This window comes from Paenibacillus sp. FSL E2-0201 (assembly GCF_037963325.1).
In the GTDB taxonomy this organism is placed as follows: domain Bacteria; phylum Bacillota; class Bacilli; order Paenibacillales; family Paenibacillaceae; genus Paenibacillus_AQ.
On record NZ_CP150154.1, the window covers coordinates 5,668,125 to 5,680,761 of the forward strand.

The window sequence follows — 12,637 nt, forward strand, 5'->3', positions numbered from 1 at the left end:
ACCTTTTTTATATTTACGCAATCAGGCCCTATGTCGCCGGCTCTTCATCCTTGAGCGCCTCAAGAATTTGACTAGCCAGCTTTTCGCCAATAGAAAGTGATTTAAAATCCTCTATGGAGGCTTCTTTAATTTTCTTTAGCGATCCGAAATGCTTAAGCAGCGCCTTGCGCCGCTTCTCACCTATACCTGGTATGGAGTCCAGCTTAGAGGTAACCATGGACTTCCCGCGCTGCTCACGGTGGAAGGTGATAGCGAACCTATGCACCTCATCCTGAATCCGTTGTAGCAGGTAAAATTCCTGACTATCCCGAGCTAAAGAGACGGGTTCTGGCGGATCTCCAACCAGAAGCTGAGCCGTCTTATGCTTGTCATCCTTAACGAGACCGCAGACCGGAATGAATAACCCCAGCTCGTTCTCCAGAATATCAATAGCTGAAGAAATCTGCCCTTTACCACCATCGACTACGATAAGATCTGGCATCGGAAGGTTCTCTTTCAGCACCCGTTCATACCGCCGCCGGATGACCTCGCGCATCGTTCCATAATCATCCGCACCCACTACTGTACGAACTTTATATTTACGATACTCTTTTCGCGCGGGCTTGCCATCAATGAAGACAACCATCGCAGAGACTGGATTGGTCCCCTGAATATTCGAGTTATCGAACGCCTCGATCCGGCTTAAGCGTTCGAGCCCCAAGCTCTCGCCTAAGCTCATTGCGGCACCAGAGGTACGTACTTCATCTCGTTCAATAAGCCGGAACTTCTCGTCGATTGCGACTGTAGCATTTTGGCAGGCCATACCGACCATCTGCTTCTTGAGTCCACGTTGTGGCACCAGCACTTTGATACCGAGCCACTCCTGTAGAATAGAGGCGCCACCTGCGGCATCAACAACACCTGCTGCTGATGCTTCCGCAGCGGCGATTTCACGTGCCTCAGCTTCTTCAGGTGATTCGGGGGTATCTTCCCCCTTTTGTAGCTCTTCTTCAGCTGGAGCAGCAATGACAATTGCCGGTTTAGCTTCTTTATCAACCACTGCTTCCTCGTCAAGCACATCCGGTAGAAGAATCTCCTGCGGCAGGGCAGGATTATCACTGTAATACTGCGTCACATAAGACATAAAGTCACTGTAGGCTTCCCCATAGAACGGAAAGACGGAGGAATGGCGCTGGATCATCTTCCCTTGTCTCATGTACAGAATTTGTACACACATCCATCCCTTATCTACGGCATACCCAAATACATCGCGATCCTTAGTATCCGTAGTGTTGATCTTCTGTTTCTCCATCAATGCATCAATATGGATAATTTGATCCCGCAGTTCCTTCGCCCGCTCAAAATATAATTCCTCAGCAGCCTCCTGCATTTTCTGCTGTAAATCCTTCTTAACCGCATCATGCCCTCCGCTTAGAAAAGCAGCGATATCTTGCGTAATCTGCTCATACTCAGATTTCTGCACTTCCTTCTCACAAGGCGCCAAGCATTGGCCCATGTGGTAGTAGAGACAGACCTCCTTCGGCATTACGCCGCATTTACGGAGCGGATACATACGGTCGAGAAGCTTTTTCGTTTGCTGTGCTGCATAACCATTAGGATAAGGACCAAAATATTTTGCTTTATCTTTAATCACCCGGCGTGTAACTTCAAGCCGAGGGTGAGCTTCATTCGTTATTTTGATATAAGGAAATGTCTTATCGTCCTTCAGAAGAACGTTATAACGCGGCATATGCTTCTTAATCAGATTGCACTCGAGAATGAGCGCTTCCATGTTGCTGGACGTAACAATATATTCGAAGTCAGCAATATTAGCGACAAGTCGCTGAGTTTTACCATTATGACTGCCTGTAAAATAAGAGCGAACCCGATTCTTTAGTACCTTCGCCTTGCCCACATAAATAATGGTGCCTTCTTCATTCTTCATCAGATAGCACCCGGGCAGATCGGGTAATAGAGCCAGTTTGTTGCGGATATTGTCCAAATTGATCCCCTCCAGCTAAATTGGACCAAGCTAAAACGCCTTCGGCGTCCTTTTAAGGACGGCAAGTGTTTATGCGAGAATTATAAGGATAAAGTATAGAGAGAAACTTATACTCTTATAATTCCATGATTAGTTGGCTTTTAGCGCACAAAACGCCTCCGGAATGAACCGAAGGCGCTGAGCGGCAGGGCCGAGGCCCGAACAGTAGCATTTAACAATTATTGATGTTTAGCTACGATATTTTTCAGGGATTCTTTGGAGTTCAATCCCACAACTTTATCTACCGGTTGACCGTCTTTGAAGAAGATCAGGGTTGGGATACTCATAACGCCAAAACGGGAAGCCGTTTCCGGATTCTCATCCACATTCAATTTTGCAATCTTCACGCTGTCTCCCAGTTCTGCGGACAATTCGTCCAAGATTGGAGCAATCATCTTACAAGGACCACACCAAGGAGCCCAGAAGTCTACTACTACAGTACCTTGACCTTCCACTTCGTTACTGAAGGTTTGGTCAGACACGTTCACGATAGCCATGATATTGTTCCTCCTCTAAAGTTTTACGAAACATTAATCCATTCTAAACCAAAGCTTAGTTTATGGAAGCTGCTCCGAAAATATAAGTTAATAAATTGTTTCATGTAATATGATAACCAAATTACCACTTACCGACACAATTCCAGTATAACATATCTTTAAGGGATATGTTATATATCACATACAATTATATTGCCCTCAAACTAATTTTATTTACGTTACTCTTTTCTTTACAATCTCCCCAGCCTTTCGGTATACTCTAAGAAAGCGCATTAAATGTCAATGACTTATTTCATAATGATCAACTTAATTTGCATCTTAACAATACAGGCATTGTCCCTGTAAGGAGGCAGAAGCTATGGATGTCAACGCGCAAGTACGGGACCCACGAGAACACATCAACGAAGAACCCCGCAATGATCTAGGCGATTTAATGAATGGATTTTTCGGAATGACTGCATTTATGACCGTTGTCTTTTTCGGCATGGTCATCATTAAGTTCATTTCGGAGTAAGGGAATCATCGTAATATAAAAAGAGGCTGTCTCAAAAATAGCGAATGCTACTTGGGGCGGCTTCTTTTTTTAAAAAAGTAATTTAGAGAAAGAAAACAGAGAACAGCGACCCTCCAATAAACGGAGAATCGCTGCTCTCTCTGAATTTTAAGGTTTTGAATACTCCGGTTTATCTAATTGTCCCCCGTTGATTCTCCCCATGCAGTGGAATAACATCCACAAAAGGAGCAATACGATCCATCAAACGTTGGCCTTTATAGATCTCCTCGCCATCCTTGCTTGTAAAGCTAAGATGTTTCTCCAAACCATCGAGCGGATAATTCGAGGTATAGAAGGTTGGTTTACGGTTCATCCGATAATTTAGAATCGCGCCAAGCACGTGATCACGCGCCCATGGATTTAAGTTCTCTGCACCAATGTCATCAAAGATAAGCAAATCGCAGTTTTTCATCGTATCCACGGTTTCCTTTAACTTCTGGCCGTCCATCATAATCGATTTTAAATCCTCAATAAAATCCGGCATATATACGATAACTCCAGTATAGCCGGCAACAGCAAGCTCATGAAGCAAGTAACACATCAGAAATGTTTTACCTGTTCCAAAGGTTCCGTGTAAATAAATCCCGCGTGAGGTCAGACCTTCATCTTTAACGCTCGTAATATAATCAAATATTTTATTAACCGCCGAGACCCGGCGTGGATCCTTGCCCATAATATCTATTTCATCATAACCGCCATTAAGCACACGCTCGTCCACATAAAAGCTGCGAATACGTTTGCGGATACTATCCTGGCTATCCTGTGCCACTTTAAGACGGCATGGCGTTTTGCGTTCATATAAATCCGTTGAACCATTCACAGTCTCTACCGTAAGTTTACTATAATGCCCCGGAAAATCATTTGGACATTTCTCAAGACCCGGACAGTTCGCGCAGTTGCGACTTTCCTCAACATATTGATACAGACGGCTCATATGAAGCCGCAGTCGCGATTCATCCAGCTCAGGATGTTCGGACTGCAATCCCTTCACAAGTGGATGATTGAATAACCCCTGTTCAAGATCGCGTTGACGCTGCCGTAGAGTTGGATTGTTGATCGAACGAAGTACATCGCCCATAGACTCCATAGTTCCACCTCTCTTTCATTACGGCGCTTGGGAAACGCCTTTTTTCTTGCTGGCTTTAATTTCTGCCGCTTTCTTCATCATCGCCGCGAATTCCTCTTCCGATACCGTTCCGGCACTTCCATCGTCCAGCCCAATCGGTATTTCCGGCTTGGCCGATCTGCCTGTATTTTTAGCATATGAACGTGATCGTGGTCCTGCTGCCGTGTTAGTTGTGGCACCCTTGCCCTTCACTTTGGACTGATCCCTGATATATTTTACAGCCTTCTCGTAGGTGTTCACTTGTTTAACCAGCATATTGGAAGCAATAGCCTCCACAAAATTGCGGTTCATTCGTTGTTCTCCACCTGAGGCTACCATAGTCATTAAATAATGAATAAGTACGTTGATTACTTCACCGCTTAGCTTATAGTTCAAATCTATTTTCTCGAACATATCCATCAAATGACTGGGTACTGCACCTGGGAAAAAGGTTTGAAGCAGCCGCGTATAAGGTTCATTCCGCAGCATCATATTATATTGGTGAATGTCGCATTTGGACAAAAATTGTGGTGGTACTTCTACATAATACTCCATCTCTACAGATTGCTCCGGTGGCGCAATAGAATCATCATTCTCTTCGGAGGCACTGGCTCGGATGGAAACAACCTTGGCAGCTGCAATTTCACGCTTTTCCTGCCGTTTCATATCTTGCCTGAAATGCTGGCTGGCTTTATATTGCAGTGCATCCAGTATTACCTCGCCTTCCGGCGAGAACACGCCATCTTCATCCAGCAGACGACATAAATCCTGTGGACTGAGTTCATACTTATGAGCTACATAGTTAATAACACCCATTTGAGTATGGTCAAAGCGAAGTTTTTCTACATGAGCCCGGTTCACAGACTCCCGTGGAAAACGCAAAATAATATCGCTATATCCAATCGCCTGTTCTCCCGATTCACGCATGCCGGGCTGACGCACAGAGGCCACTTCTGCAAGTGCCTGTTCCAGTTCATAATCAATGACATGTGTATTCAGTTGAAAAATATCATAAAAAGGCACGGAAATATTCTCTTTGCCTATGGATCTGCGACTCCACTCTTCTGGCTCTCGGTTCCAGAATTGTTCCCGTAAGGACAGCACAGCAAACTTGCCGATCTTATCGCGTAATAGCAACGTCAAATGCTGAGTAGCAAAAAAGTCAGCTGGCGATAGCGGCGGCATAAGCTCATATTCATATAAGTAATCATCGGTTTCCGGCACATAGATTCGACAGGTCTGCAACAGACCTACCGCTTCTAACCTGGAAGCCTGATCTATTAAATATTTGCGGCCTTTCTCATTCGGTTCAACGCCTAGCGTCATAAATAATCTGCGCTGTTGCTCCACTCCAGAATAGCCAATGCTATCTGCTGGCACATGTTCAACCAGCAAGCGATAGAAACTGATTGCAAAAGCTCCTACCATAGGTTGATACACAGAGCTAAGCATACGTCCATCTATAACACTAAGACCAAATTCGCGGGAAACGCAGTACCGATGATGTTCGGTGAAATGATGTAAGTTACTCATGCGCATCTACGGATACCCCCTTGTTTTCACGAATTCATACAGGATTCTATTCTATCATAAAAAACGTCGCCGGAAATGTAAATAAACTACCAATTCCGACTCTTTTCGCTATATAATCAGCTTTTTCTTACGATTATCTGCCTCTATTAAACAAGAAGAAACGGCTTCGCTGTCCTCTGAAAGAGGAAGGTTCCGTTTCTCGCTGAATTTCAAAATTGATTCTTAGCGCCTAAAAGCTTATATGTTCAAAAAAACGACTCTCACATCAGAGCCGCAGGTCTTCCAATTAAATCTTTAAAACATCTTGTAACCGCCAAAGCGCAGTTTTTGAATGGTCCATCCACTCAATATAGCACCTGCAAGACCAGCAACACCCGTTAAGTAATCAACAAAGTGGAAACTGGAGAGATGCTCCCAAAGCGACATCGCGCTTCTATCCCAAATGGAATAGACTACGACGGGTAGAATAATAAGAACGAATAGATAAGCGGGAAACCAGGTTGTCTTCATTAACATGTTAAGAATAAATCCAATACCAAACATCATCACAAAGAATAAAACGGTTAGGATAAACACTGGAATAAACCCCATGTTACCGCCACTACCCCTTTCTATAAAGAAGCGCACATCTTATACGAGCTAGTAGTAAGTTTACTAGAAAAAATGTCACGAAGCAATGAACTTTATTCAAATTTAGGCCTAATTCACTTACAACAGATTGTCATCATTTGCTCTAAGCAACTCGATTGCGATACAATGCATATAGATTAATGAATCGTACATAGTCTATGATGCAGGAGCTTCGTAGCAAGTTTTACACGATGTTATTCAGCGAAGCTTAGGCTTCGTAAAACTAAGTGTATGCTTTCGATGTGAGTTTTACGCGACGATATTTCAAGCGGAGCTTATGCTTCGTAAAACTTTTAAGGAGTGAGATCATGAACGAAGCCGCTATGACACTGGAAGGCTGGTATGCATTGCATGACTTCCGCTCACTGAACTGGACCGCATGGACGGCAGCAGATGATGAAGAACGTGCCGTTGCTCTGGAAGAATTACATGCTTTTATGCAGGAGTGGAGCACTGTCGAAGAAGCGAAGGAAGGCAGCTCTGCAGTATATTCCATCGTTGGCCAGAAGGCCGATTTCGTAATGATGTTCTTGCGTGAAAGTTTGGAAGCTCTGAACCAGCTTGAGACAGCCTTTAACAAAATAGCTTTTGCTCAATATACAACTAAAGCCTATTCCTACGTAAGTATTGTTGAATTAAGCAACTACCTTGCGGGGGGCAGCGATGGTAGCGACCCTATGCAGAATCCACATGTCATCGCACGTCTAAAGCCTGTTTTGCCGCAAGCAAAGCATATTTGCTTCTATCCAATGAACAAGAAACGCGAGCTTGCCGATAACTGGTATATGCTTGATATGGATAAACGCCGCGAGCTGATGGCTTCTCACGGATTAATCGGACGAGGTTATGCTGGTAAGGTGAAACAGATTATCACCGGTTCCGTAGGTTTTGATGATTGGGAATGGGGTGTTACCCTGTTCGCTGAAGATCCGCTGCAATTCAAGAAGCTGGTCTACGAAATGCGCTTTGACGAAGTCAGTGCTCGCTACGGTGAATTCGGACCTTTCTATGTCGGCAACCTGCTGACTGAGGATTCTTTTGAGGAAATGCTTAAATTGTAACAAAAAGGGTGAGTCTCCAGATCGTTATGGAGACTCACCCTTTTTGAATGCTATAACGAGGTTCCTGCTTCCTCATCCTCTTCGCTGTCATCTTCATCATCACGCAGACTTTCCAAAAATTCAGCCGTAGCCCGGTCACGCGCTCGCCCTTTTTCCTTTAAGCGTTCAATGCCAGGGAGAATGAGCAGATCAATTTCCTTTTGAACAACATACGCTAGATCGTACTGATTCTGATCCTCCAGATAAGATCCAACCTCAATCAGTCCGTTGTATCGGTCCAATTCTTCTCGGGTCAGCAATCCACGCACCTGCACGCTGCAGTGACGCATCTTATAAGAATCTTCCTTTTTTCAGAACCAGCGGAATCCCACCGATAATGAACAAATAGCGCATATCCACAACTTTTTTCAATTGAGCTGCAGTCCAGCCCTTGTAAGTTTTGCTGCCAACTACAGCAATCCCTTGTCCTTTACCTAGAGAAGCTACTGTTCCTTTATTGCTGAATGCGAATTTCTTCGGTTGTTGATTACGGATCGCAGCCACCAAATTATGTGCACAGCATTCTCCTTGTTGCATAGCAATTTGTGCTGTTGGCGGGTAAGGACGTCCTTCTGGGTTAATCATCAAGGAGCCGTCTCCAATAATGAAGATATTGTCTTGGCCTGGTGCACGTAAATATTCATCTACTTTCACACGACCACGCATAGCTTCAAATCCTGCAGCTTCAATTAGACGATTTCCGCGAATTCCGCCTGTCCAGACAATTGTAGAAGCTTTAATCTCTTCGCCTGATGCCAGAATTACACCGTTTGGTAGACATTCCTTGATCGCAACGCCCATCTTGAATGTAACACCCTTCTTAGTGAGCAGGTTCATTGCATATTCAACAAGTTCTGGAGCAAATCCAGGAAGAGCTGTTGGAGCAGCTTCTATGTTATATATATTTACCATGCTTGGATCAACGTCAAATTCTTTACACAACCCAGGGATGCGGTCCGCTAATTCGGCCACAAATTCAATTCCGCTAAAACCGGCACCACCGACTACGAAATTGATATGCTCCTGAGCATTGTTCTCGTTCTTGTATTTGGCAAATTGATACTCAATATGTTCACGAATCAAACGAACGGAGTTGATGCTCCGGATCGTCAGTGCGTATTTATCAAGTCCTGGGATACCGAAGGTTTCAGGCTCTCCGCCCAAAGCAATGACGAGATAGTCATACGAAAGAGTACCATCCTCCAAAATAATCTTTTTCTGCTGGGTACGAATTTCCTGAACAGATGACTTAACGAGATCGATCTTGAATTCATCGATTAGTTTAGAAATAGACACCCGAGTGTGTTCAATACTATCTGTACCCGCAGCAGGCATATGTAGATGGGTAGTAAAATAGTGGTACTCGTGACGGTTTACGAGCGTGACATCCGCTTCATTATAGTTCAAAGCCTTCTGTAAGCGCTGTGCGGTCAAAATACCCCCATAGCCCGCGCCTAAGATTACGATTTTGGGAATACTACTCATGTTCCGGCTCCTTCCAAGAGGTAAATCTGTCTTTGTATTTTTTATTGAAACAATGTACGGTCCTTTTTGTGAATTTATACACTTATATTTAGAAGAAATTCCAATCAAACTTAAAGGATTTCTAAATTGACCATATCCATTGTAAACCTTAGTGTAGTATTAATCAAACATTAAAATACTAAAAAACGTCACATTCTTATTGTGTTCTAAAGTCTTTCTTTGCAGGTATGTGTCACAATGTTTATAATAAGAAAGAATACAAGTATGGCAAAATGAATATATCAACTCGGAGGTGTAATATCCCGTGACACAAGAGCAATCCGGCGTTCCTATGAGCGACCTTTTAATCATAGGTGGCGGTCCAGCTGGCATGTTTGCCGCATTTTACGGTGGGATGCGTCAGGCATCAGTAACACTTATTGAAAGTATGCCCCAATTGGGAGGACAACTTGCTGCACTTTATCCTGAAAAATACATTTATGATGTAGCAGGTTTCCCAAAAGTAACTGCACAAGAATTGGTTGACAACCTGACACGGCAAATGGATATGTTCCAATCGAATATCCGGCTGGAGGAGAAAGTAATTTCTGTTCAGAAACGGGACGAACGCCATTTTGTAGTTACAACTGATGTAGCAGAATACCACAGTAAGGCTATTATCATCACAGCTGGTGTAGGCGCTTTTGAACCTCGCCGTTTAGAACTGCCAGACGCAGGACGGTTTGAAAAAGCCAACCTCCATTATTTTGTAAATGATTTAAATGCCTTTAAAGATAAAAAAGTTCTGATCAGCGGTGGCGGAGATTCCGCAGTAGACTGGGCGCTAATGCTGGAGCCGATCGCGGAGCAGGTAACCCTGATTCACCGCCGGGATAAATTCCGTGCGCATGAACACAGCGTAGAGAATCTGATGGCTTCCAAAGTTAACGTAATTACACCTACTGAAATTACAGAACTGCATGGTGACGAGTTCATAACTAAGGTTACCTTATCCCATATCAAAACCAAGGAAACACAAGAGATCGAAGTCGACAGTGTAATCGTCAATTTCGGATTTGTTTCCTCGCTAGGACCTATTGCAGAATGGGGTATCGATATTGAAGGGAACTCCATTGTCGTTGACTCACGTATGGAAACAAGTATTCCAGGCATCTTTGCGGCCGGCGATATCACCACATATCCGGGCAAGCTGAAGCTAATTGCTGTAGGATTCGGTGAAGCTCCAACGGCTGTGAATAACGCAAAAGTCTATATCGATCCGGAAGCTAAGCTTTCACCAGGTCACAGCAGTAATATGAAACTCTAATTCTATCTACTACAATAAAAAAGGGTATTCTGATAGGCCTATCAATAGCAGCCTATCAGGATACCCTTTTATGTTTGTGACTCGCGGTTTATTTATATGTAGCCAGCTACAAAGGTATACTTTGCGCTCTTTTAATGAAGAACCGCATGAACTGGAGAGTGTAAGTTTCGTTTGCGAATCTCAACGAGTAGAAGAGCGATGAAATCATGCTCTAGTTGCAATTCTATCGCTCTATGGTAAGAGTCTAGAAGCATCTCATCGGACAATTCAACCATAACGTTCATCTACCTTTCCTGTATTTGGATCTGAATCTATCATATCAAACTATCATTTTTCGAACAAGCGTTCGTGTTATCCACAAGTACATGTGGAAATCCTGTGTATAATATGTGCGTAAGCGTTACAAAGGTGATAACTGCACAGTGGAATATGGGGATAATAGTTATACACAGGATTGAACCACTTGTATACACCTAAAAATATATTTTTATTGTAAATAAATTACAATATAATTTACCCCAAAAGAACGCAACTAAACGCAATTTTATCTCACTACTCTATTATCGTCAATTTAAAAATATTTGTTAATTTACTGAGGTCTTGTATTAACCTCCAAAATCCATATTTTACCTGAATAATCCACAGCATAATCAAAGCCCAGTTCACCTATTCCCGGGAAGTGCCGCTCCATTAGTTCAATACATACAAGTGTTAGTCTACGCATCTCCGCTTTCTTCGCCGATGCTTTCATCCGGGGCAACGATCTGCGAAGTCCTTCACGACAAGAAAGCATCGTACCACCTTTACATAAATTGGTTACGAACAGGCCCGGTCGAGCTAATCTTCCTACCATGGAGCGAAACTCCCATACAGCACCATTTTTCACTACCTTGACCCGATAATCAATAGGACGCCCGCCAATCCTGGCGAGAGAAATCCCCTGTTGAATCAAATATCTGCGTCTGACCTTGACGAAATGGAGCGCCCGTCTCATGGATCTGAAATCCTTGTAAATTCGAGTTCTGTCCATATAAGTAAATCCATAACCTCGGCTATCCCGAAATACTTTGATTACACCGTAACCTCCGCCACCAACTATAGGTTTAATAACAACATTTCCATATCTCCGGAGCATGGCTAACAGTGAGTCAGCCGAATACACCCTCGTCATTGGTATATAATGAGAAACCCTCGCGTCACTGAGCAATGCTTCTGTCTTTAACCATTTACTAGCCAACTGTCTTCCCGACATCGTCCTTTCCCTCCTTTCACATTCCAGCCTACCCTATACATTACTCAGAAGAGGTCCCGCCCTCTTGTATGATTGTCCGTGTAGGAAGAGGCTATTAGCAAAAAGGGCTTAGAGCTTGTATCGACAACAATCTCAGCCATGCATAGTTAGATGGCAGATTTTGAAGAATCTTATCGCTGAGCAATCGACATTTTAATCGCAATGGATGAGTTCACTATAACTAGAATAATCTTCAAAATCGTTGTATTATTAATAGCGGTTACATTTTCAATTCTAACTATATAATTATGTCTCAGAGGTTCTCTAAAAAAACAGCGCGGGGAGGGCTCGGAATGGCTCAGTTTTTCGAGGTATTATATTGGGTGGCCATGCTTGGGATGTCCATCGTATTGGCTGGAACGACTATACTGATCTGCGCTATTGGCTTTAAATTCATTAAAGACAGACGCAGAGCATTGGGTGCTGGCTGTATTGCCTTTTCCCTTGGAGCCGCAGCGCTCATCGTGTTTATGATTAATTACAAGTTCATTATTCCAGCCTAAGTGTACCCTGAAACAAACAGAAGCCCTCTCACGGAATTCCGTCGGAGGGCTTTGGTTTGTATTGTACTCATATATCTAATGAAAGACGGATCATATCTACTACTTTAATCCCATTCTCAACAATCTCTTCACTATAATGTCTGATAAAAAAGTCTTTATCGATTCCGGTAATTCTAAATCCACATTTTTGATAGAGAGCCAGCTGCCCTACACTTGAATTCCCGGTACCCACTTCAATCGTCTTCGCACCAAGCAATCTCGCATTCTCAATCGCATGATAGACCAACCGTTTTCCTATTCCTTTACTTTGCTGCTTCTCATCAACGGCTATATTCACTAGTTCTACTGTCTCAGGCCTCGTTTGTAGCAAAACATAGACACCAATAATGCAATTTTCTATTTCAGCTACAAAACATTGACCTCTTTCTAAATACGCTTCAACAAGACTTTGTGAAGGATCGGCTAATAACAACAGATGCAAAGGGGGTTGTTCTTCTGCGTTTAATTTCCTTATCAGCATGCTTAGAGCTCCTTGTGATGACTTTTGTCATTGAGAATATAAAAAAAGCCTCCAAGCCCGATGTTCTAGAACTCAACATAGGACCTGGAGGCGT

Annotated in this window: 14 protein-coding genes; 4 read left to right on the plus strand and 10 right to left on the minus strand. The window is 43.3% G+C overall.

The window, feature by feature from the left end:
- Positions 1-28: 28 nt before the first annotated feature.
- Together uvrC and trxA are read right to left on the minus strand one after the other, a co-directional pair.
- Positions 29-1,981 carry an excinuclease ABC subunit UvrC gene (uvrC, locus tag NSU15_RS25480; RefSeq protein WP_269321972.1) on the minus strand — a complete coding sequence of 651 codons (1,953 nt, stop codon included), beginning with the start codon at positions 1,979-1,981 and terminating at the stop codon, positions 29-31.
- A 218-nt stretch (positions 1,982-2,199) separates the two neighbouring features.
- A complete protein-coding gene (trxA, locus tag NSU15_RS25485) occupies positions 2,200-2,517 on the minus strand; it encodes a thioredoxin (RefSeq protein WP_042130884.1) in 318 nt (105 codons plus the stop codon).
- Positions 2,518-2,875: 358 nt separating this feature from the next.
- On the opposite strand from trxA, the gene NSU15_RS25490 reads away from it, so the two are divergent.
- A complete protein-coding gene (locus NSU15_RS25490; protein ID WP_094871648.1) occupies positions 2,876-3,031 on the plus strand; it encodes a YqzM family protein in 156 nt (51 codons plus the stop codon).
- Positions 3,032-3,200: 169 nt separating this feature from the next.
- Here the strand turns inward: NSU15_RS25490 and dnaI are convergent, their stop codons facing one another.
- The 3 genes from dnaI to NSU15_RS25505 form a co-directional block, all read right to left on the minus strand.
- Positions 3,201-4,157 carry a primosomal protein DnaI gene (dnaI, locus tag NSU15_RS25495; RefSeq protein ID WP_339288010.1) on the minus strand — a complete coding sequence of 319 codons (957 nt, stop codon included), beginning with the start codon at positions 4,155-4,157 and terminating at the stop codon, positions 3,201-3,203.
- Between the two features lie 18 nt (positions 4,158-4,175).
- Positions 4,176-5,714, minus strand: a complete 1,539-nt coding sequence (locus tag NSU15_RS25500; RefSeq protein ID WP_076119498.1) for a DnaD domain protein — start codon at positions 5,712-5,714, stop codon at positions 4,176-4,178.
- A 288-nt stretch (positions 5,715-6,002) separates the two neighbouring features.
- Positions 6,003-6,299 carry a YuiB family protein gene (locus tag NSU15_RS25505; protein WP_042130887.1) on the minus strand — a complete coding sequence of 99 codons (297 nt, stop codon included), beginning with the start codon at positions 6,297-6,299 and terminating at the stop codon, positions 6,003-6,005.
- Positions 6,300-6,646: 347 nt separating this feature from the next.
- Between NSU15_RS25505 and hemQ the strand changes: the two genes are divergently transcribed.
- Positions 6,647-7,399: a hydrogen peroxide-dependent heme synthase gene (gene hemQ / locus NSU15_RS25510; protein ID WP_339288012.1), complete on the plus strand. Its 753-nt coding sequence runs from the start codon at positions 6,647-6,649 to the stop codon at positions 7,397-7,399.
- A gap of 50 nt (positions 7,400-7,449) precedes the next feature.
- Here hemQ and NSU15_RS25515 read toward each other — a convergent pair whose 3' ends face one another.
- Complete coding sequence (locus NSU15_RS25515; RefSeq protein ID WP_042130889.1) at positions 7,450-7,728, minus strand: hypothetical protein; 279 nt, start codon at positions 7,726-7,728, stop codon at positions 7,450-7,452.
- Position 7,729: 1 nt separating this feature from the next.
- Positions 7,730-8,923, minus strand: coding sequence for an NAD(P)/FAD-dependent oxidoreductase (locus NSU15_RS25520; RefSeq protein WP_042130890.1), 1,194 nt, complete (start codon positions 8,921-8,923; stop codon positions 7,730-7,732).
- Between the two features lie 304 nt (positions 8,924-9,227).
- Between NSU15_RS25520 and NSU15_RS25525 the strand changes: the two genes are divergently transcribed.
- Complete coding sequence (locus NSU15_RS25525; RefSeq protein WP_042130891.1) at positions 9,228-10,229, plus strand: NAD(P)/FAD-dependent oxidoreductase; 1,002 nt, start codon at positions 9,228-9,230, stop codon at positions 10,227-10,229.
- Positions 10,230-10,360: 131 nt separating this feature from the next.
- Here the strand turns inward: NSU15_RS25525 and sda are convergent, their stop codons facing one another.
- Complete coding sequence (gene sda, locus NSU15_RS25530; protein ID WP_036685584.1) at positions 10,361-10,504, minus strand: sporulation histidine kinase inhibitor Sda; 144 nt, start codon at positions 10,502-10,504, stop codon at positions 10,361-10,363.
- A gap of 314 nt (positions 10,505-10,818) precedes the next feature.
- A complete protein-coding gene (locus NSU15_RS25535; RefSeq protein WP_076119499.1) occupies positions 10,819-11,481 on the minus strand; it encodes a YheC/YheD family protein in 663 nt (220 codons plus the stop codon).
- A gap of 332 nt (positions 11,482-11,813) precedes the next feature.
- On the opposite strand from NSU15_RS25535, the gene NSU15_RS25540 reads away from it, so the two are divergent.
- Positions 11,814-12,023, plus strand: coding sequence for a hypothetical protein (locus NSU15_RS25540; RefSeq protein WP_042130893.1), 210 nt, complete (start codon positions 11,814-11,816; stop codon positions 12,021-12,023).
- 67 nt (positions 12,024-12,090) lie between these two features.
- Here the strand turns inward: NSU15_RS25540 and NSU15_RS25545 are convergent, their stop codons facing one another.
- Entirely contained in the window at positions 12,091-12,543 is a 453-nt protein-coding gene (locus NSU15_RS25545) for a GNAT family N-acetyltransferase (protein ID WP_042130894.1), read from the minus strand.
- Between the last annotated feature and the right edge of the window lie 94 nt (positions 12,544-12,637).